Source organism: Vibrio sp. GLN_1 (assembly GCF_043106015.1).
GTDB lineage: Bacteria > Pseudomonadota > Gammaproteobacteria > Enterobacterales > Vibrionaceae > Vibrio > Vibrio parahaemolyticus.
In genome coordinates this window covers 135289-154597 of the sequence record NZ_JBICMD010000017.1, presented here as the reverse complement: position 1 = coordinate 154597, position 19309 = coordinate 135289, and the positions used below count along the sequence as shown (strand labels likewise).

At 45.6% G+C, this 19309-nt stretch carries 17 protein-coding genes; 13 read left to right on the top strand and 4 right to left on the bottom strand.

What is annotated here, in order from left to right:
* Positions 1-20: 20 nt before the first annotated feature.
* Positions 21-1451, top strand: coding sequence for a bifunctional D-glycero-beta-D-manno-heptose-7-phosphate kinase/D-glycero-beta-D-manno-heptose 1-phosphate adenylyltransferase HldE (gene hldE, locus ACF8OV_RS08990; protein WP_005497052.1), 1431 nt, complete (start codon positions 21-23; stop codon positions 1449-1451).
* A gap of 222 nt (positions 1452-1673) precedes the next feature.
* Here the strand turns inward: hldE and vpoC are convergent, their stop codons facing one another.
* Positions 1674-3002 (bottom strand): efflux RND transporter outer membrane protein VpoC, encoded by a 1329-nt coding sequence (gene vpoC, locus ACF8OV_RS08985; RefSeq protein ID WP_005455451.1) that lies wholly within the window; start codon positions 3000-3002, stop codon positions 1674-1676.
* Positions 3003-3231: 229 nt separating this feature from the next.
* On the opposite strand from vpoC, the gene nudF reads away from it, so the two are divergent.
* The 6 genes from nudF to parC all read left to right on the top strand — a co-directional run bounded on the left by nudF (position 3232) and on the right by parC (position 10248).
* Positions 3232-3882 (top strand): ADP-ribose diphosphatase, encoded by a 651-nt coding sequence (gene nudF, locus ACF8OV_RS08980; protein ID WP_203504978.1) that lies wholly within the window; start codon positions 3232-3234, stop codon positions 3880-3882.
* The gene (locus tag ACF8OV_RS08975) at positions 3882-4325 is read left to right on the top strand and encodes a DUF1249 family protein (RefSeq protein WP_005482022.1); all 444 of its coding nucleotides are present in this window, start codon (positions 3882-3884) and stop codon (positions 4323-4325) included. The genes nudF and ACF8OV_RS08975 overlap by 1 nt, the downstream gene beginning before the upstream one ends.
* 61 nt (positions 4326-4386) lie before the next feature.
* Positions 4387-5193: a 3',5'-cyclic-AMP phosphodiesterase gene (gene cpdA, locus ACF8OV_RS08970; protein ID WP_017449192.1), complete on the top strand. Its 807-nt coding sequence runs from the start codon at positions 4387-4389 to the stop codon at positions 5191-5193.
* 48 nt (positions 5194-5241) lie between these two features.
* Positions 5242-5826: an esterase YqiA gene (gene yqiA / locus ACF8OV_RS08965; RefSeq protein ID WP_015296221.1), complete on the top strand. Its 585-nt coding sequence runs from the start codon at positions 5242-5244 to the stop codon at positions 5824-5826.
* 252 nt (positions 5827-6078) lie between these two features.
* A complete protein-coding gene (gene parE / locus ACF8OV_RS08960; protein ID WP_005457157.1) occupies positions 6079-7959 on the top strand; it encodes a DNA topoisomerase IV subunit B in 1881 nt (626 codons plus the stop codon).
* Positions 7960-7962: 3 nt separating this feature from the next.
* Positions 7963-10248, top strand: a complete 2286-nt coding sequence (parC, locus tag ACF8OV_RS08955; protein ID WP_005482017.1) for a DNA topoisomerase IV subunit A — start codon at positions 7963-7965, stop codon at positions 10246-10248.
* Between the two features lie 43 nt (positions 10249-10291).
* Here parC and degS read toward each other — a convergent pair whose 3' ends face one another.
* The 3 genes from degS to zapG form a co-directional block, all read right to left on the bottom strand.
* On the bottom strand, positions 10292-11356 hold the full coding sequence (gene degS / locus ACF8OV_RS08950) for an outer membrane-stress sensor serine endopeptidase DegS (protein ID WP_005490480.1): 1065 nt from the start codon (positions 11354-11356) through the stop codon (positions 10292-10294).
* 196 nt (positions 11357-11552) lie between these two features.
* Positions 11553-12920: a Do family serine endopeptidase gene (locus ACF8OV_RS08945; RefSeq protein WP_005457169.1), complete on the bottom strand. Its 1368-nt coding sequence runs from the start codon at positions 12918-12920 to the stop codon at positions 11553-11555.
* 336 nt (positions 12921-13256) lie between these two features.
* Positions 13257-13700 carry a Z-ring associated protein ZapG gene (zapG, locus tag ACF8OV_RS08940; RefSeq protein ID WP_005457173.1) on the bottom strand — a complete coding sequence of 148 codons (444 nt, stop codon included), beginning with the start codon at positions 13698-13700 and terminating at the stop codon, positions 13257-13259.
* A gap of 196 nt (positions 13701-13896) precedes the next feature.
* Between zapG and zapE the strand changes: the two genes are divergently transcribed.
* From zapE to ACF8OV_RS08910, 6 genes are all read left to right on the top strand, one after another.
* Positions 13897-15000, top strand: coding sequence for a cell division protein ZapE (gene zapE / locus ACF8OV_RS08935; RefSeq protein ID WP_020840080.1), 1104 nt, complete (start codon positions 13897-13899; stop codon positions 14998-15000).
* A 252-nt stretch (positions 15001-15252) separates the two neighbouring features.
* Positions 15253-15681 carry a 50S ribosomal protein L13 gene (gene rplM / locus ACF8OV_RS08930; protein ID WP_005396465.1) on the top strand — a complete coding sequence of 143 codons (429 nt, stop codon included), beginning with the start codon at positions 15253-15255 and terminating at the stop codon, positions 15679-15681.
* A gap of 15 nt (positions 15682-15696) precedes the next feature.
* Complete coding sequence (gene rpsI, locus ACF8OV_RS08925; protein ID WP_005458217.1) at positions 15697-16089, top strand: 30S ribosomal protein S9; 393 nt, start codon at positions 15697-15699, stop codon at positions 16087-16089.
* A 546-nt stretch (positions 16090-16635) separates the two neighbouring features.
* A complete protein-coding gene (gene petA, locus ACF8OV_RS08920) occupies positions 16636-17226 on the top strand; it encodes a ubiquinol-cytochrome c reductase iron-sulfur subunit (RefSeq protein ID WP_005479718.1) in 591 nt (196 codons plus the stop codon).
* Positions 17226-18491, top strand: a complete 1266-nt coding sequence (locus ACF8OV_RS08915) for a cytochrome bc complex cytochrome b subunit (protein ID WP_005479717.1) — start codon at positions 17226-17228, stop codon at positions 18489-18491. Before petA ends, ACF8OV_RS08915 begins: the two co-directional genes overlap by 1 nt.
* Positions 18488-19225, top strand: coding sequence for a cytochrome c1 (locus ACF8OV_RS08910; RefSeq protein ID WP_005479715.1), 738 nt, complete (start codon positions 18488-18490; stop codon positions 19223-19225). The genes ACF8OV_RS08915 and ACF8OV_RS08910 overlap by 4 nt, the downstream gene beginning before the upstream one ends.
* Positions 19226-19309 lie beyond the last annotated feature (84 nt).

The window sequence follows — 19309 nt, the reverse complement described above, 5'->3', positions numbered from 1 at the left end:
TTAATTTTTGGAGACCAATAATGAAACCAATTCTACCTGATTACAACAGCGCTGGTGTGCTCATCATCGGTGATGTCATGCTAGACCGTTACTGGTATGGCCCAACTGGACGTATCTCGCCAGAAGCGCCAGTTCCTGTTGTAAAAGTAGAAAACAATGAAGAGCGTCCGGGTGGTGCTGCGAACGTTGCGATGAACATCGCGTCACTAGGTGGTCATGCTCACATTGTTGGTCTGACTGGTGAAGATGAGCCAGCAAAAGTGCTAACGGAAACACTCAGCGCATTGAACGTGAAGTGTGATTTTGTTGCGTTGCCTGATTATCCAACCATTACTAAATTACGCGTTATGAGCCGTGGCCAGCAACTTATCCGTCTTGACTTCGAAGATAAGTTTGAGAACACCGACGCGACCCCGGTTCTGTCTCGTATGGATGCAGCGCTACCAAACGTGAAAGCGGTGATCATGTCTGACTACGCAAAAGGCTCTCTAGAGCACGTTCAAGCGTACATTCAGAAAGCTCGAGCAGCGAATATTCCTGTTTTCATCGATCCAAAAGGTGCGGACTTTGAACGTTACCGCGGTGCAACTCTACTGACACCAAACATGAAAGAGTTTGAAGATGTGGTCGGTAAAGTGAAATCGGATCAAGAGCTGGTAGAGAAAGCTCTGGCACTTGTTGAAGAGTTTGATTTTGAAGCGCTATTGGTAACACGTAGTGAGCACGGTATGACGTTGATTCGTCGTGGCCAAGAGCCATTCCATCTACCAACGCAAGCGAAAGAAGTCTACGACGTAACAGGTGCTGGCGACACGGTGATTTCTGTACTTGCCGCGTCGGTTGCGGCAGGTAAATCCTTCGAAGAAGCGTGTGCACTTGCTAACGCAGCTGCTGGCGTTGTCGTGGGTAAACTGGGTACGTCGACGCTGTCTGAAATTGAATTGGCAGAAGCGGTTCATGGCAGTCAAGATACCGACTTTGGTGTCATCTCAGAAAAAGCACTGATCGAAGCGGTGAAAAAAGCACGTGCTCGTGGCGAGAAAGTCGTCATGACCAATGGCTGTTTTGATATTCTTCACGCTGGTCATGTGTCTTACCTTAATCATGCTGCTGAGCTAGGTGATCGCCTAATTGTCGCAGTAAATACCGATGAGTCTGTAAAGCGTTTGAAAGGTCCGGGTCGTCCAGTAAACCCAACCGATCGCCGTATGGCAGTATTGGCAGGTTTAGGTGCAGTTGACTGGGTTGTACCGTTTAGTGAAGATACGCCACAGCGTCTGATCTCTGAAGTGCTGCCAAGCATGTTAGTTAAAGGCGGTGACTACAAACCAGAAGAGATTGCCGGTGGTAAAGAAGTGATTGCGGCAGGTGGTGAAGTTCGTGTTTTGAACTTTGAAGATGGTTGCTCAACCAGCGAAATCATCAATGCAATTAAAGGCGGCAAAGGCTAAGCCTTACTGCTTTGAAGAACACTATCTGGAAGGTCGCTGCAAAGCGGCCTTTTTGTTTTTCTATGCTTGTTGTTCTACGTTACGTTACGTTCTGGTATAGCAATGCATTTGCGAGATAATCGCTAGGCGCACAATGTTAGATAATTTGCATCGAATGATAGACAACAAAAAACGCCAGTTGAAGAATCAACTGGCGTTTTAATTTCATTGTATAACTGAACGTTATTTCGCTGGTTTCAAACCTGCATCCACATCCAAGATGTCTTGTTCGCTTAGTGTACCAACCGCTTGGCGAAGCTGAAGAACACTCAGGATGTAGTTGTAACGAGCGTCTGAAAGGTTTTTGTTCGCATCGTATAGGCGACGAGTTGCGTCTAGAACATCAACGATAGTACGAGTACCTACATCAAAACCAGCTTCTGTCGCTTCTAGCGCAGATCTCGCTGAAACTACCGATTGCTCATACGCTTTTAACGCACCAATAGAAGCGTTGATGTTGTTGTTTTGTGCACGAACATCTTTCACTACGCTACGGTACTGAGCTTCAAGATCTTCGCTTGCTGCAACGTACGCAAACTCAGCTTGTTTGGTTTGTGATGTCACGTTGCCACCAGTGTAAAGTGGCACTGCTAGGTTAACGCCAATATTGAAGTTATCCGTCGTGTTATCACGAGCACTGTTTGAAGTATCACCGTAGTTGTAACCACCGTCTAGAGACAGTGTTGGTAGGTGACCAGAGCTAGCTAGCGAGATGTTGTCGCGCGCGATGTCTTGTGAAATACGAGCTGACAATAGGCTAAGGTTCTTCGTTTTCGCTTCATCGATCAACGTTTCAGCAGGGCTGTTCGTACGTGTTGCAGAGAAACGGTTAGTATCAAGAACGTTTAAGTTTTTGTGTTCTTGACCTGTGATTTCACGTAGCGATTCGTAGCTGTTGATCAGGTCATTTTCTGCCAACACTTCATCCGCTAGTACTGCATCGTACTGAGCTTGAGCATCGTGAACGTCAGTGATTGCCGACAAACCAACTTCGAAGCGTTGTTTTGTTTGCTCTAGTTGGCGACCAACGGCTGCTTTCTCTGCACGAACGAAGACTAGATTGTCTTGAGCGCGCAATACTTCGAAGTACGCTTGAGATACGCGAAGGATCAAACCTTGTTGTGCTGCTGCGTAAGTAGCATCTGCTTGGCGAGCGCTTTTTTCAGCAGTATCTAATGTGATCCAAGATGCGCGGTTGTAAAGTTCTTGCGAGAAGTTAACGCCAGCAGTTAGGGCATTTGAGTCGTTTGACACGTCACTAATAAGATTTGAATCGTATTCTGTATCGCCACGAGTCAGGTTGTAACCCGCTGTTAGGTTGATTTGTGGTAATAGAGCACTACGGCTAGAGGTGATTGCTTCAAAAGCTCGGTCACGCTGTGCTGCTACACTGAGCAATTGTGGATCATTTTGCTTTGCTAAGTCGTAGATTTCAGCTAAAGAATCTGCCCATGCAGAAGAACTTATGCCACCTAGCGCTGCACTGATAAATAGTGGAAGCAATTTTTTCATTTTCTATTCCCGCGGTCAATAGATTGGTTAATTCTCAGTAGTTTAACTCAATTTGAACGATATTTACTCTAAAGTTTGCACTTTTTTACACGTAATTATCCATCTGTGCAATAAATTTTTGACTCAGACTTAAAATAAATTATAACTATTGTACAAAAAGTTGAGCCAAGTCCTTTGAGCAAGTGATTAACAATGAGTAAACTACAAGATTCACTCAGAGAGGTGTTGAATGCAACAGTGTGACAAACGACAAGATGAGTTTACTTTACGAGACGTAGAAATCATCTCGAAAGAATCTGTGTTTGAAGGCTTCTTTAAAATGGTGAAGTACCGTTTTAAGCATAAGCTATTCGCTGGTGGTTGGAGCGACGTGATTGAACGAGAAATGTTCGAGCGTGGCCATGCCGCAGCAATGCTGCCCTACGATCCTAAAACGGATCAAGTGGTTATCATTGAGCAGATCCGCATTGGCGCATTGGAACATGAACACCCTTGGCAGCTAGAAATTGTCGCCGGTATGATCGATCGCGATGAATCCGCAGAAGAGGTGATTCGCCGTGAAGCCGAAGAGGAAGCAGGCATTACCGTAGGGCGAGTGGCATCAGTCACGTCTTATTATCCTTCTTCCGGTGGATGCTCTGAAAAACTGGATGTGTTTGTTGGTGAAGTTGATGCTTCTAAAGCGCACGGCATTCATGGTTTAGACTATGAAGATGAAGACATTCGAGTTCATGTGCTAAGTCGTGAACAAGCGTACCAATGGGTGAAAGACGGAATATTTGAGAATGGTGCTTCTATTATTGCGTTGCAATGGTTGCAATTAAACCATCAAGAGTTGAGGTCACAATGGGGATACCCCCAAATAGTGGAGAGTAAGTAATGGCGCAGGTGGCTGAAAAACAGCGATATCATGTTGATTTAGCGGGTCTGATGAGAACCTATGAGACCAATTACGCTAAGTTAAATGCCTTACTACCTGTCTCTGCTGAGGTTGGGGATGTACGTTGCTATCAAGCGGCGAACATGGTTTACCAACTGACCGTGAATGAAATCACAAAATACACCACAGTTGTTGAGATATGTCAGAGTGATGAAACGCCAGTGTTTCCTTTGCCGACGATGTCTGTCAGGCTTTATCACGATGCGAGAGTGGCTGAAGTATGCTCAAGCGGAGAGTTCTCACGCATTAAAGCTAAATATGATTATCCCAATGACCAGTTGATGCAGAGAGATGAAAAGCATCAACTTAATACGTTCCTTGGTGAATGGCTGACGTTTTGTTTACGAAGTGGCATTAGTAGAACGCCGCTTGCCTTCAATTGATCGTCACGTCATTCAAGGAAAATAACAAGAAACTATAGAGTGAACGAATCAGGTTTTCATTTTGCAATCATCGAATGACAGCATCAAACTTTTACAAATCACGGATACTCATCTGTTCGCTGCAGACGAGGGAAGTTTGCTGAGCGTAAAAACAGCCGACAGCTTTTCTGCTGTGGTTAACGAAGTTTTGCGCCGCAAAGTGGGGTTTGATTACATTTTAGCGACTGGCGATATTTCACAGGATCATAGCGCCGAGTCTTATCAACGATTTGCTGATGGCATTGCGCCGCTGCAAAAGGATTGTTATTGGCTGCCGGGAAATCACGATTACAAACCCAATATGGGCAGTGTGTTACCTTCACCACAAATTCAAGCGGCAGAACATGTGTTGCTGGGTGAAAAGTGGCAATTGATTTTGCTTGATTCTCAAGTAGTAGGCGTGCCTCATGGGCGTTTAAGCGATCAGCAGTTGACTCTTTTGGAAGAGAAATTAACGGAATTTCCTGAGCGTCATACACTGGTTTTATTGCATCACCATCCTTTGCTGGTGGGGAGCGCTTGGCTTGATCAGCATACGTTGAAAGACGCAGAAGCGTTTTGGCAAGTTGTGGATCGATTCGACAATGTAAAAGGCATTTTGTGTGGGCATGTTCATCAAGACATGAACGTAATACACAAAGGTATTCGAGTGATGGCAACACCATCAACGTGTGTCCAGTTTAAGCCGAATTCCGATGATTTCGCGCTTGATACCACATCCCCAGGTTGGCGTGAGCTAGAACTGCACACCAACGGCGACATCACAACCCATGTCGACCGTTTACCAGAAGGCCAATTCCAGCCAGATTTCTCTTCCAACGGATATTAATGATGCCCGAGCTCTAAGTTCGGGCTCGCTTTTTCATGCGAGACTTCTATGAGTAAACCTTCACTTCTATTGTACATCCACGGTTTCAACAGCTCACCGCTCTCAATGAAAGCCAATTTAATGAGAGAATATTGCGCGCAGCATCGTCCGGACATCAAAGTCATCGTCCCACAATTGCCTTGCTTTCCTGAACAAGCCGCTCAATTGTTGTTGGATATTGTTGAGCAATACAAAGACGATTACAACATTGGCTTAGTGGGTAGCTCGCTTGGTGGTTACATGTCGACGTGGTTAAACGCGAAGTACGGTTTTAAAGCGGTTGTCGTGAACCCTGCAGTTAAACCTTATGAGTTGCTTGTTGATTATTTGGGGGAGCAAACCAACCCATACACGCATGAAACCTATACACTTGAAGCTTGTCATATTGACGAGTTAAAAGCTCTTGATGTACAAAGCATCGCGTCGCCTAACTCTTTCTGGTTGTTACAGCAAACCGAAGACGAGGTTTTAGACTATCGCCAAGCGGTAGATAAGTTTGCAAAAGCTAAGCAAACGGTAGAACAAGGCGGTGATCACAGTTTTGTAGGCTTTGAGCGTTATCCTGCTAAGATTATCGAATTCCTTGAACTGTAATACTAATGAGACGATTGGAATAGGCTCATAGTTTTTATTGATATATCCAACTGTTTCTTGACATAGGCGGTATGCTTTCCGACTATGTTTTGCCTAAAGATCTTAAGGGTCATCGACCCTGGCTACGTTGTTATGCATCAGATTTATAAACACTTAACGATGCTGACAGGGTAGCTTTTTCGTTTCCTGAGTATGTGCTTGCCGATAGGTAAGACTTGGGTAACAAGTAAACTTTGAGAACAATTCCGTATTATGACTGAACAATATAATGCTGGTGCCATTGAAGTACTGAATGGCCTTGAGCCAGTACGTCGCCGACCAGGGATGTATACGGATACAGCGCGCCCAAACCACTTGGGCCAAGAAGTTATCGATAACAGTGTCGATGAAGCGCTAGCCGGACATGCCTCAAAAGTACAAGTCATCCTACATGCTGACCAATCACTAGAAGTGATCGATGATGGTCGAGGCATGCCTGTTGATATCCACCCTGAAGAGAAAGTATCTGGTGTTGAGCTGATCTTATGTAAGCTCCATGCGGGTGGTAAATTCTCCAACAAAAACTACCAGTTTTCAGGTGGTTTGCACGGTGTAGGTATCTCAGTAGTAAACGCGCTGTCTAAGCGAGTTGAAGTGACGGTACGTCGTGATGGTCAAGTGTACGAAATTGCTTTTGAGCACGGTGACAAAGTATCAGACCTTACTGTAACGGGCACATGTGGTCGCCGCAATCGCGGTACTAGCGTGCACTTTTGGCCGGATGCGAAGTATTTCGATTCAGCTAACTTCTCTGTAACTCGTTTGGTGAACAACCTACGAGCGAAAGCGGTACTTTGCCCAGGTCTAGAAATTACGTTTACCGATAAAGTAAACAACAAAGACTACCAGTGGTACTACGAAGATGGTTTGAAAGACTATCTAGCCGAAGGCGTAAAAGGTTACCCAGTACTACCAGAAGAACCGTTTACAGGGGAGTTCTCTGCAGACACAGAAGCAGCAAACTGGGCAGTAATCTGGCAGCCAGAAGGCGGCGAGATGATCACCGAAAGTTACGTGAACCTTATCCCAACAGCTCAGGGTGGTACACACGTAAATGGTCTTCGCCAAGGTTTGTTGGATGCGATGCGTGAGTTCTGTGAATTCCGCAACTTGCTACCACGTGGTGTGAAGCTAACGGGCGATGATGTTTTCGACCGTTGTTCGTACGTGTTGTCGGTTAAGATCCAAGATCCACAGTTTGCTGGTCAGACTAAAGAGCGTCTTTCTTCTCGTCAAACTGCTGCGTTTGTCTCTGGTGTGGTAAAAGATGCATTCAGTCTGTGGCTAAACGAAAAGCCTCAACTTGCAGAGCAACTAGCGGAAGTGTGTATTGCTAACGCGCACCGTCGTATGCGCGCAAGCAAGAAAGTCGTACGTAAAAAAGTAGCATCGGGTCCTGCCTTGCCAGGTAAGCTAACAGACTGTTCCGTACAAGACTTAAATCGCACCGAAATCTTCTTCGTGGAGGGTGACTCGGCGGGTGGCAGCGCGAAGCAAGCCCGAGATCGTGAATTCCAAGCGGTAATGCCACTGCGTGGTAAGATCCTAAACACATGGGAAGTCTCTGCCGATCAAGTTCTGGCGTCTCAAGAAGTGCATGACATCTCGGTTGCGTTGGGTATCGACCCAGACAGCGACAACCTTGACAGCCTACGCTACGGTAAAATTTGTATCCTTGCCGATGCGGACTCGGACGGTCTTCACATCGCAACGCTATTGTGTGCTTTGTTTACTCGTCACTTCCGCGCGCTCGTTGAAGCGGGTCATATCTATGTAGCAATGCCGCCTCTGTATCGAATCGACTGTGGTAAAGAAGTCTTCTACGCCCTCGATGACGATGAAAAAGATGGCATTCTAGAACGTTTGTCGAAGAAGAAAGCCAAAATCAACGTACAACGATTCAAAGGTCTGGGTGAGATGAACCCAATTCAGCTACGCGAGACCACAATGGATCCGAACACGCGTCGTTTGGTTCAACTTACGATCGACGACTCTGAAGCCACTATGGAAATGATGGACATGCTGCTAGGTAAAAAACGCGCAGATGACCGTCGTTCTTGGCTACAAAACAACGGCGATTTGGCAGAGGTTTAACGGATGTCTACAGAAATTACCTACGATGGCGTTGAACAGTTGCCAATGCGCAAGTTCACTGAAGACGCTTATCTGAACTACTCGATGTACGTAATCATGGACCGTGCATTGCCATACATTGGCGATGGTTTAAAACCGGTTCAACGACGCATCATTTACGCGATGTCGGAGCTTGGTCTTTCGGCATCAGCAAAATACAAAAAGTCTGCACGTACCGTTGGTGACGTGTTAGGTAAATACCACCCGCACGGTGACTCTGCATGTTACGAAGCGATGGTATTAATGGCGCAACCATTCTCTTACCGTTACCCACTGGTTGATGGTCAGGGAAACTGGGGTGCTCCGGATGACCCGAAATCTTTCGCGGCAATGCGTTATACCGAAGCGAAACTGTCGAAGTTTGCAGAAGTATTGCTGGGTGAGTTAGGTCAGGGCACTGTGGAATGGCAACCAAACTTTGATGGCACGATGAAAGAGCCTCAAATGTTGCCAGCACGTCTACCTCATATCTTGTTGAATGGCGTAACTGGTATCGCGGTTGGTATGGCGACAGATATCCCACCTCACAACGTTCGTGAAGTGGCTGACGCAACTATCCATCTGATCGACAATCCGAAAGCAGAATTGCCTGAAGTTATGCAGTTTGTGAAAGGTCCAGATTATCCGACAGAAGCGGAGATTATTTCGCCTCAAGCGGAAATTGAAAAGATCTATCGCAACGGCCGTGGCAGCATCAAGATGCGTGCAGTATGGCATAAAGAAGGGTCAGACATCGTCATCACGTCGATTCCACATCAAGTGTCTGGCTCGAAGCTGCTTGAGCAGATCGCAAACCAAATGCGTGCGAAGAAGCTACCAATGGTAGAAGATCTTCGTGACGAATCGGATCATGAGAACCCAACTCGCATCGTAATCGTGCCACGTTCGAATCGCGTTGATTGCGATTTGCTGATGAACCACTTGTTTGCATCTACTGATCTAGAGCGTAGCTACCGTGTTAACTTGAACATGATTGGCTTGGATAACCGTCCTCAAGTGAAAGGTCTCGTACAGATCCTATCTGAGTGGATTGAGTTCCGCCGCAGTACCGTGCGTCGTCGTTTACAATACCGTTTAGACAAGGTGATGGCTCGTCTACACATCTTAGAAGGTTTGTTAGTTGCTTACCTCAACCTAGATGAAGTGATTGAGATCATTCGTACCGAAGACGATCCAAAAGCGGTGTTGATGGAACGCTTTGGTATTACCGATATTCAAGCCGATGCGATTCTGGATACCAAACTTCGTCATCTAGCGAAGCTAGAAGAGATGAAGATCCGTGGTGAACAAGACGAACTCGAGAAAGAGCGTGAGAAGCTAGAGCAGCTGCTTGGTTCTGAGCGTCGTCTGAACACACTGCTTAAGAAAGAAATTAAAGCCGACGCAGAGAAATACGGCGATGACCGTCGTTCTCCTTTAGTTGAACGTGCTGAAGCAAAAGCACTGACTGAGCGTGACCTAGTTCCAAGTGAACCAATTACCGTTGTTCTGTCTGAAAAAGGTTGGGTTCGTCATGCGAAAGGACACGATGTCGATGCGGAAAGTTTGAACTACAAGTCTGGCGATAAATACTTGGCGCATGCGCGCGGTAAGAGCAGTCAGCCGGCGGTCTTCCTTGGCAGTGATGGTCGAAGTTACTCGCTTGAGTCGCACTCGTTGCCATCAGCACGTAGTCAAGGTGAGCCGATTACTGGTCGCTTGAATATCACGGCGGGTAGCAGTATTCGTCAGGTGATCATGAGCGAAGAAGATCAGCTATGGCTGGTGGGCTCCGATGCTGGTTACGGCTTTGTGTGTAAAGGCGCTGATTTGCTATCGAAGAACCGTAGCGGTAAAGCGTTGGTTACGTTGCCTGCAAATTCTGAAGTGATGACGCCAAAAGAAGTCGGCGATCTGGATTCAGATGAGATTCTCGCGATTACCAACCAAGGGCGTATGTTGTTGTTCCCAATTAAAGACTTGCCGCAATTAGCGAAAGGTAAAGGTAACAAAATCATCAATATCCCAGCAGCTAAAGCGAAAGAGCGTGAAGAAGTGTTGTCCCACTTAATCGCGTTGCCGCAAGGTGCTTCTTTAACCTTGTACGCTGGTAAGCGCAAGCTAGGTTTGAAACCTGCTGATCTTGAGAACTTCCGTGGTGAGCGTGGTCGCAGAGGTAGTCTGCTGCCAAGAGGCTTACAGAGAGTGACGCGAATTGACGTTGAGCTTGGTGAGTCGAGCAGCACTGAAGAATCGAGCGAAAGCGAATAAAACGAATAGAAACAAAAATCCCAGCCATTGGCTGGGATTTTTTTTATGCTTCTTGTTTGTCTTCGGCGATGGTGACTTTTAGAGTCATTTCCTTGCCTTTACGAATGATACCAACGTCGACAGAAGTGCCTGGGCGTAAATCCGTGACGATATCCATCACGCTTTGACGGCCCTGAACTTTATTGCCATCAATACTGATAATGATGTCTTGCTTTTCAAAGCCTGCGGCACTTGCTGGACCATTTGGGTCGATACCTAAAACAACGATACCGCCAATGTGCTCGTTTCCTAGTAAACGGGCCGTCACTGCATTGATGTCTTGCCCATCAATACCGATGTAGCCGCGAATCACACGACCATCAGCGATGATTTTCTGCATAATTTTGCTGGCGAGTGGGGCTGGGATTGCAAATGAGATACCGTAGGTTTCAAGATCGGTTGCCTGCTGGAAAGATGCGGTGTTGATGCCCACCAATTCACCTTGAGTATTCACCAATGCGCCGCCCGAGTTACCTTCATTGATTGCAGCATCAGTTTGGATGAAGGCTTGACGACCATCGCTAATAGAAGAGCGACCTGTCGCGGAAATAATGCCGAAGGTCGTGGTTTGCCCTAAGTTGTATGGGTTACCAATCGCTAAAACGACATCACCAACCTGAGGTTTGTATTCAGAATTCAATGGGATGACAGGTAGGTTAGAACCTTCAACTCGTAAAACGGCAATGTCCGTGCGTTTGTCGGTGCCAACAAGTTGAGCGGCAGCAGCTCGACCATCTTGCAATGCAACAACGACTTGGTCTGCTTGAGCTACCACGTGATAGTTGGTAATGATATAACCTTTTTCGCTGACGATAACCCCAGAACCCAGCCCTTGTGTTGAGAGTTTACTGCGATCGTTTTCAACGTATTTTCGGCTGTAGATGTTCACAACCGCTGGCGCCGCTCTTCTTACGGCTTGGTTAAACGACAACTCAAGAGATGCGATATTTTTCGGTTGTTGGTCGAGCGCGACAGGAATAACGTTATTGCGCAATGATGGAACTGCGAGCAGTACAACGGCAGCGGTTGCTAAGCCTAAAAAGACAGAACGTAATAAAAAGCTAAGCATATCCTCTCCATGCATCAGCGCCAAAATGGCATAGAAAGGTGAAGAATAGCATTACATTGAAAAATAACAAAAGGACAGTGCGTGATCGCACTGCCCTTTTAATAATCAGATTGATAGTAAGATTAACTCTTCGAGTTTCATCACCAAGAGTGATGGATCAATCGTCTGGTTTTGCCCTGATTTTAGAGGCTAGAGACTATCGAATCACCAAGTAGATAGTGCGTTCCCCGCGTTGGATATTTAGTGCAAGCACACCTTTGTGTTTATCAACAATAGAGCGAAGCTCCGCAAGGTTTTTCACTCGTTGACGATTGACGCCAATAATGATGTCACCTTGTTTTAGCTGGTATTGCGCGGCAGGTGAATTCTCTGCAACACTGGAGACTTTTACCCCTTGGATTGCATCACTTGGTGTAGTGTTACTTAACTCTGCTCCTTTTAGGCCTTCATGCAACGTTTCCGCTTTGGCTTTCATGTTGGTGGACTCGCCAAGAGTCACGTCAAACGATTTGCTCTTACCATCACGAATAACGCCTAGCGTGATCTTCTTACCTGCTCCTAATGTGGCGACTTTGGCGCGCAACTCAGAGAAAGTGTCGATTGACTTACCGTTAACTGATACAACCACATCACCGGCTTTTAGACCCGCTTTGTCCGCTGCGCTATCAGGCACGACTTGGCTGATGAATGCCCCTTTACTTGACTCGTAACCCAGTGCTTCTGCCAGCTCAGAGGTCACTTCACCACCTTGAACGCCCAACATGCCACGTTTTACTTCACCAAATTCTAAAATCTGCTCAGTGAGGTTTCTCATCATGTTCGATGGGATGGCAAAACCAATCCCGACGTTGCCTCCATTTGGTCCCAAAATGGCGGTGTTAATACCGATCAGCTCACCGTTAAGGTTCACCAATGCACCGCCAGAGTTACCGCTATTGATTGCGGCATCGGTTTGGATGAAGTTTTCGAAGTTCTCCACGTTTAAACCACTACGACCCAGTGCAGAAACGATACCCGAGGTGACGGTTTGGCCGAGACCAAATGGGTTGCCGATAGCAACAGTAAAGTCGCCGACGCGTAACTTGTCAGAGTCGGCAATCTTAATCTGAGTTAGATTTTTCGCTTTTTCTAATTTAAGCAATGCGACGTCTGCCATCTCATCACCACCAACGAGTTCAGCATCGTACTCGCGGCCGTCATAGAGGCGCACTCGAATTTCATCCGCGCCTTTGATCACATGATAGTTAGTGACGATGTGTCCTTTTTGGGCATCAATAATGACGCCAGAGCCCAATCCGCGGAATGGACGCTCTCGAGTTTGCTCCATCGGGAAGTCAGGGCCGAAGAAGAACTGAAATTGTTCCGGAATACGACTGGTTTGAACTTGTTTACCCTCAACCGCAATGCTCACGACTGCTGGGGTCACTTTTTCTAGCATCGGGGCTAGGCTTGGTAATTGCTGGCCATCAACACTTAGAGGCAGTGCTGCCGTGGCCGTTATCGGCGTGATAATGGAACTCAAACTTAAAGATAGAACGGTTAGCGCAAGCAATGGCTTTTTCATCCAGTAACTCCTCTTGAAACATGTCTGCCAAAAAGAAATATCCGCACTTTACACCAATAAGAATAAGCGTTTGGTCATCCATGACAGGGTACGTTTAGCCCAACCGATAGCGCATGCCATTATTCAAAGGCCGCAATAGACTGAAACGAATTGCCTGCATAGGTTTATGAACATCAACTTATCTTGATTGATATTTTTAATATAAGGTCTAGTTTGGATATTCAAAGGGTGACGGCAGTTCACATGCAAGTTAGAGAGGGATTGCTGCAGAAAAGTTCAAAAAGGGTCGATACAAATTACGATTTATATCGACCCAAAAGAAAGGAAAAGAGCTGGTTAAGAGGCTTTAGCCGTCACCACGTCGGGAGCGTTGATGATCTCTTTTTCTTGATCTTTCAAAAGACCGGTCGCGCCGTTGGCGTAGTCTTTTGGTTGTTCGTTGACCTCTGGTTGGTCTTCTTTGATTTGCTCTGAAGACATCGCCGTTTTCTTATCAAACGGGTTATCTTGTTCTGGCAAGTTAGGCAGAAGTTCTGAAGAGGTCTTCGCCATATGTTGGTAGAGTTTAGTGTAATCCTTACCCAAGGTATCCAACATTTCTGCGGTTTGTGCAAAATGATCTACGAGCTCTTGACGTTGTTGCTCTAGTTCAAACTTAGCCGCTTCAAGTTCTTTTTGCACAGACTTTTGTTTCTTGTATTCAGGGGTGGTTAGTCTACTAATGACTACGCCTACGATTGTACCGACCAGCAAACCCACAATGGCATAAATCCAAGGCATAACTGCTCCTTATAGTTGTTTTAACAAGTCTTTTACTACTTAGTTACACGCGGTGCTTGTCCATGTTACTATGGCTTTCACAGCCGATAAAGAAAAATAGCAGTATGTCTTCGGGGACTGATAACTACTTCTCTCTATTCTCAAAGTTGACCCCGAGGTGACCATTTTCTCTGTACCTCTAACACGACTTAATCTGATGACACCACTAAAACGATATCAAAAAGATATAGCAGAACATGGATTCCAGCGCGATGAAGCCCAGCATCAAGCCGTTGTCGCTTTAGACAAACTCTACCATGATATTGTTGAGTTTCAGTCTGCGCCGATCCCTCAACTTTCTAAATGGCAGAAGCTCATGGGCAAAAAGGTCGAGATGCCTCAACCCCCAAAAGGTTTGTACTTTTGGGGCGGGGTAGGCCGAGGTAAAACCTATTTAATGGATGCCTTTTTTGATGCCTTACCTACTGACAGAAAAATGCGCGTGCACTTTCACCGCTTTATGTATCGGGTACATGACGAGTTAAAGCGCTTGGGGGAGGTAGAAAATCCTCTCTCCAAAGTTGCCGACTTATTTAAACAAGAAGCGGATATTGTTTGTTTTGACGAGTTCTTTGTCTCTGACATAACTGATGCCATGATTCTTGCCACATTGTTGCAAGAAATGTTTAAGCGTCAGATGGTGCTGGTGGCGACGTCAAACATCGAACCACAAAATTTGTATCGTAATGGCTTACAGCGAGCACGTTTTCTTCCTGCTATTGATATGATTTTAGCGCGTTGCCATGTCCTAAATGTGGATAGTGGTGTCGATTATCGTCTGAGGACGTTGGAACAAGCCGAAATCTACCATTATCCATTGGATGAGCAGGCTTCTATTAATTTAAATACCTATTATCAGCAGCTTACGGCTGAGCGTAAAAGCGTTGCCCACAAAATCGACATTAATCATCGACAGATTAACGTGATTGAAGCCAGTGATGGGGTGTTACATGCTTCTTTTGAGCAGTTGTGCCAAACCGCTCGAAGTCAAAACGATTACATTGAACTCTCACGTATTTATCACACGGTTTTACTGGCCGATGTTCGTCAGATGAATCGTAAAATTGATGATGCTGCGAGGCGTTTTATTGCTTTAGTCGACGAGTTTTATGAGCGTAACGTAAAACTGATTATTTCAGCGGAAGTCGAGATGGATGCCTTATATAGCGAAGGACAACTGGAATTTGAGTTCAAGCGTTGTGTATCACGTTTAACCGAGATGCAGAGTCATGAGTATCTTGCTCGCGAGCATTTGGCGTAAATTTGATTGCCTCTTTAAAAAGTGAAGAAAAAATTAGTGATTTGGCGCAAAAAAAGGTGATTTTTTCTTCGCTCTTCTCTATAATCCTGCGACCCACCGTTACTGCAGACCGGATTATCGAAGTTATTTCGAAATAGATGGTCGAGAGTACCAACGACTCGAAGGGGTGATGACTGGGCTCTTAGACAGTGTGGGAGCACCAAACGGGTGTTCCTTTAAAGTTTAAATTTTAATTAACGGGTTATTATTAGCATGAAAACTTTCGTTGCTAAACCAGAAACTGTAAAACGCGACTGGTACGTTGTAGACGCTGAAGGTAAAACTCTTGGCCGTCTAGCAAGTGAAATTGCATCTCGCCTACGTGGCAAACATAAAGCTGAATACACTCCTCACGTTGACGCTGGTGACTACATCATCGTTATCAACGCTGAGAAAGTTGCTGTAACTGGTAACAAAGCTAAAGACAAAGTGTACTACCGTCACTCTGAGTTCCCAGGTGGTCTAAAATCTATCACTTTTGAAAAGCTGATCGATCGTAAACCTGAGATGGTTCTTGAGCTAGCAGTTAAAGGCATGCTTCCACGTGGTCCTCTAGGCCGTGCTATGTACCGTAAGCTTAAAGTTTACGCAGGCGCTGAGCACAACCATGTTGCTCAACAACCACAAGTACTAGACATCTAATTGGGGATTTCGAAAATGGCAGAGAATCAATACTACGGCACTGGCCGTCGCAAAAGCTCAGCTGCACGTGTTTTTATTAAACCAGGCAGCGGCAACATTGTAGTAAACAAGCGTAGCCTTGATGAATACTTCGGTCGTCCAACTTCTCGTATGGTTGTTAAACAACCTCTAGAGCTAGTTGAACTAACTGAGAAGCTAGACCTTTACGTTACAGTTAAAGGCGGCGGTATTTCTGGTCAAGCTGGTGCTATCCGTCACGGTATCACTCGCGCGCTTATGGAATACGATGAGTCTCTACGTCCTGCTCTACGTGCAGCTGGTTACGTTACTCGTGACGCTCGTTGCGTTGAACGTAAGAAAGTTGGTCTACGTAAAGCACGTCGTCGTCCACAGTTCTCTAAGCGTTAATTTCCTTTTACCGGAAATTATGCTTTCCAGAATTATTCTGGGACTGTGCACCAAAAGCTCGGCTATATGCCGAGCTTTTTGTTTTTTATTGTCAGATAAAACATCCGTTCTTTCTGGTTCCCTCAGAACACTCCCCTTTAATATCCACGCAACATTTTACGAAGGTTTTATCGCGATATTTACGCTTTACCTGTGCTACAAAAGTTTAAATTTACGTGTTAGTGATTTTTGTCACTTATTGAAAACTTATTCGGTGTAATTCTCTGAAAACAACCAAAATAAAAGGCATGTGAGGCTTAATTTTGTTGTTCTTCATTTCGCTTTCTTGTTACAAATCACATCAATTTTTTATAATTCTGCCGCTTTTGTGACGACGCGAGCGATTTGCCTCACAAATGTTACAAAAAGGTAGCTTTATCTTGTCAAAAAGTAGGGTTTTCTTTATCATTTCTCCCCAATAATTAGAACTAAATTCATTATTTGTTAGCCATGCTCTTATAAGCGGAATAATAACGATCCAAAGGGAGCAAATGGGAGAATGTTTGGATGAGCAACGCGCCTTTAAATAACGGTCGCAGGCGTTTTCTAACCGCTACAACGGCAGTTGTTGGTGGGTTAGGGGCAGTCGCCGTCGCCGTGCCTTTTATTAAATCATGGAATCCGAGTGCTAAAGCCAAAGCGGCGGGTGCACCGGTGGAAGTGGATATAAGTAAAATTGAACCAGGTCAGCTGGTACGTGTTGAGTGGCAGGGGAAACCTGTATGGATTGTTCGCCGTACTCAAAGCGTTCTGGATAACCTAAAAACGATCAGTGATAAGCTTCGTGATCCACAATCTGAAATGGAACAGCAGCCAGAGTACGCTCAGAATGAGTTTCGCTCGATTAAAGAAGAGTACTTTGTTGCCGTTGGTTTCTGTACTCACCTTGGTTGTTCACCTACCTACCTACCAGACTCTTTCTCAGAGCAGGTGCAGGGCGTAAGGTCTGGCTTCTTCTGCCCTTGTCATGGTTCTAAGTTCGATATGGCAGGCCGAGTATTCCAAGGGGTACCTGCTCCATTGAACCTTGTCGTTCCTAAACACATGTATTTGAGCGACACCAAGCTCATTGTGGGTGTTGATGAGGGGGATGCATAATGCAAGCACTATTAGATTGGGTAGAAAAGCGTATTCCAGCAATGAATGCTTATAAAAAGCATTTATCTGAATACCCAATGCCGAAGAACTTCAACTTTTGGTATCTTTTTGGTTCTCTGGCGATGCTGGTTCTTGTTAACCAAATCCTAACGGGTATTTGGCTAACGATGAACTACGTTCCTTCTGGTGAAGGTGCGTTTGCATCTATCGAATACATCATGCGTGACGTTGAGTACGGTTGGCTTCTGCGTTACATGCACTCAACTGGCGCATCAGCGTTTTTCGTTGTTGTATACCTGCACATGTTCCGTGGTCTGATCTACGGTTCGTACCAAAAGCCTCGTGAACTACTGTGGATCTTCGGTATGTTGATCTTCCTAGTTCTAATGGCTGAAGCATTCATGGGTTACCTACTACCATGGGGTCAGATGTCATACTGGGGCGCTCAGGTAATCATTTCTCTGTTTGGTGCAATCCCTGTTATCGGTGATGACTTAACGCTTTGGATTCGTGGTGACTACATCATCTCAGGTGCAACGTTGAACCGTTTCTTCGCACTACACGTAATCGCTCTGCCTATCGTACTACTTCTACTTATCGTGCTTCACGTGTTGGCACTGCACGAAGTGGGCTCTAACAACCCTGACGGTATCGAAACGAAGTTACCAAAAGGTTCAATGGGCGATGATTACAAAACGCAGTTCAAGTTCCACGATTACTACACGAAGAAATACGATATTATTGACTCTATTCCTTTCCATCCATATGGCACGGTTAAGGATTTGGTTGGTGTCGCTGGCTTCTTGTTCTTCTTCTGTTATGTGTTGTTCTTTAACCCAGAAATGGGTGGATACTTCCTTGAGCCGCCTAACTTTGAAGCTGCAAACCCATTGAAGACGCCTGAACACATCGCTCCGGTATGGTACTTCACTCCGTTTTACGCAATCCTGCGTGCGGTTCCAGACAAGCTATTGGGTGTAATCCTAATGGGTGCGTCTATCGCTGTACTGTTTGTTCTACCTTGGTTGGATCGCTGTAAAGTACGTTCGTACCGTTACCGTAGCAAAATCCACCTATTGAATATTGTTCAGTTCACTATCGCCTTTATCGCTCTGGGCATTTTAGGTGCGTTGCCTGCAACACCGACGTACACACTACTATCTCAGATCTTTAGCTTGTGTTACTTCATGTTCTTTGTACTGCTGTTCTTCTACAGCAAAAATGAAGCAACCAAACCATTACCAGAGAGGGTGACATTCAAATGAAGAAGTGGATTGTAATTCTATTTGCTATGTTGCCATCTCTTGCGATGGCAGCAGGGGCCAACGTTCCGCTTGATAAAGCAAACGTGGACCTAACGGATAAAGCTTCGCTACAAAATGGCGCGAAGTTGTTCATGAACTACTGTTTTGCTTGTCACTCTACGCAATACCAGCGTTATGAGCGTGTAGCAACAGACTTAGATATTCCAGCTGACCTAATGAAGGAAAATCTGATTTTCAACCCTGAAGCGAAAATCGGTGACCTCATGGTTAATGCTATGCCACCGAAGCAGGCGGCAAACTGGTTTGGTGCTCCACCACCGGATCTAACTTTGGTAGCCCGAGTGCGTGGCGCGGATTGGTTGTACACATACTTACGCTCTTTCTATGTTGATCCATCTCGTCCATTTGGCGTGAACAACATCGTATTCCCAAGTGTTGGTATGCCGCACGTTCTTGAAGAACTGCAAGGTATTCCAACGCCAGTGTACGGCACTAAGATGGTTGATGGTGAAGAAGTCAAAGTGGTTGTTGGTACTGAGACAAACGGTACTGGCGAATTAAGCGAAGGCGAATATGACAAAGCGGTTGGTGACTTGGTGAACTTCTTGGTTTACGCCGGCGACCCAGTTCAACTTGAGCGTCATGCTTTGGGTTGGTGGGTAATGGGCTTCCTAGTTCTACTAACGATTGTTGTCGTGATGCTTAAGAAAGAGTATTGGCGTGATGTGCATTAATTGTGCTATCATACCGTGCTAATTCCCAATTTTAATTGATGGATAATGGAGGCTTAGCCTCCATTATTTTTATTTGTAAGTGTA

What these genes read in the sequence shown, in the direction of transcription:
- hldE (WP_005497052.1), top strand. Translation starts at nt 21, where the DNA reads ATGAAACCAATTCTACCTGATTACAACAGCGCTGGTGTGCTCATCATC.
- vpoC (WP_005455451.1), bottom strand. Translation starts at nt 3,002, where the DNA reads ATGAAAAAATTGCTTCCACTATTTATCAGTGCAGCGCTAGGTGGCATA.
- nudF (WP_203504978.1), top strand. Translation starts at nt 3,232, where the DNA reads ATGCAACAGTGTGACAAACGACAAGATGAGTTTACTTTACGAGACGTA.
- ACF8OV_RS08975 (WP_005482022.1), top strand. Translation starts at nt 3,882, where the DNA reads ATGGCGCAGGTGGCTGAAAAACAGCGATATCATGTTGATTTAGCGGGT.
- yqiA (WP_015296221.1), top strand. Translation starts at nt 5,242, where the DNA reads ATGAGTAAACCTTCACTTCTATTGTACATCCACGGTTTCAACAGCTCA.
- parE (WP_005457157.1), top strand. Translation starts at nt 6,079, where the DNA reads ATGACTGAACAATATAATGCTGGTGCCATTGAAGTACTGAATGGCCTT.
- parC (WP_005482017.1), top strand. Translation starts at nt 7,963, where the DNA reads ATGTCTACAGAAATTACCTACGATGGCGTTGAACAGTTGCCAATGCGC.
- degS (WP_005490480.1), bottom strand. Translation starts at nt 11,356, where the DNA reads ATGCTTAGCTTTTTATTACGTTCTGTCTTTTTAGGCTTAGCAACCGCT.
- ACF8OV_RS08945 (WP_005457169.1), bottom strand. Translation starts at nt 12,920, where the DNA reads ATGAAAAAGCCATTGCTTGCGCTAACCGTTCTATCTTTAAGTTTGAGT.
- zapG (WP_005457173.1), bottom strand. Translation starts at nt 13,700, where the DNA reads ATGCCTTGGATTTATGCCATTGTGGGTTTGCTGGTCGGTACAATCGTA.
- zapE (WP_020840080.1), top strand. Translation starts at nt 13,897, where the DNA reads ATGACACCACTAAAACGATATCAAAAAGATATAGCAGAACATGGATTC.
- rplM (WP_005396465.1), top strand. Translation starts at nt 15,253, where the DNA reads ATGAAAACTTTCGTTGCTAAACCAGAAACTGTAAAACGCGACTGGTAC.
- rpsI (WP_005458217.1), top strand. Translation starts at nt 15,697, where the DNA reads ATGGCAGAGAATCAATACTACGGCACTGGCCGTCGCAAAAGCTCAGCT.
- petA (WP_005479718.1), top strand. Translation starts at nt 16,636, where the DNA reads ATGAGCAACGCGCCTTTAAATAACGGTCGCAGGCGTTTTCTAACCGCT.
- ACF8OV_RS08915 (WP_005479717.1), top strand. Translation starts at nt 17,226, where the DNA reads ATGCAAGCACTATTAGATTGGGTAGAAAAGCGTATTCCAGCAATGAAT.
- ACF8OV_RS08910 (WP_005479715.1), top strand. Translation starts at nt 18,488, where the DNA reads ATGAAGAAGTGGATTGTAATTCTATTTGCTATGTTGCCATCTCTTGCG.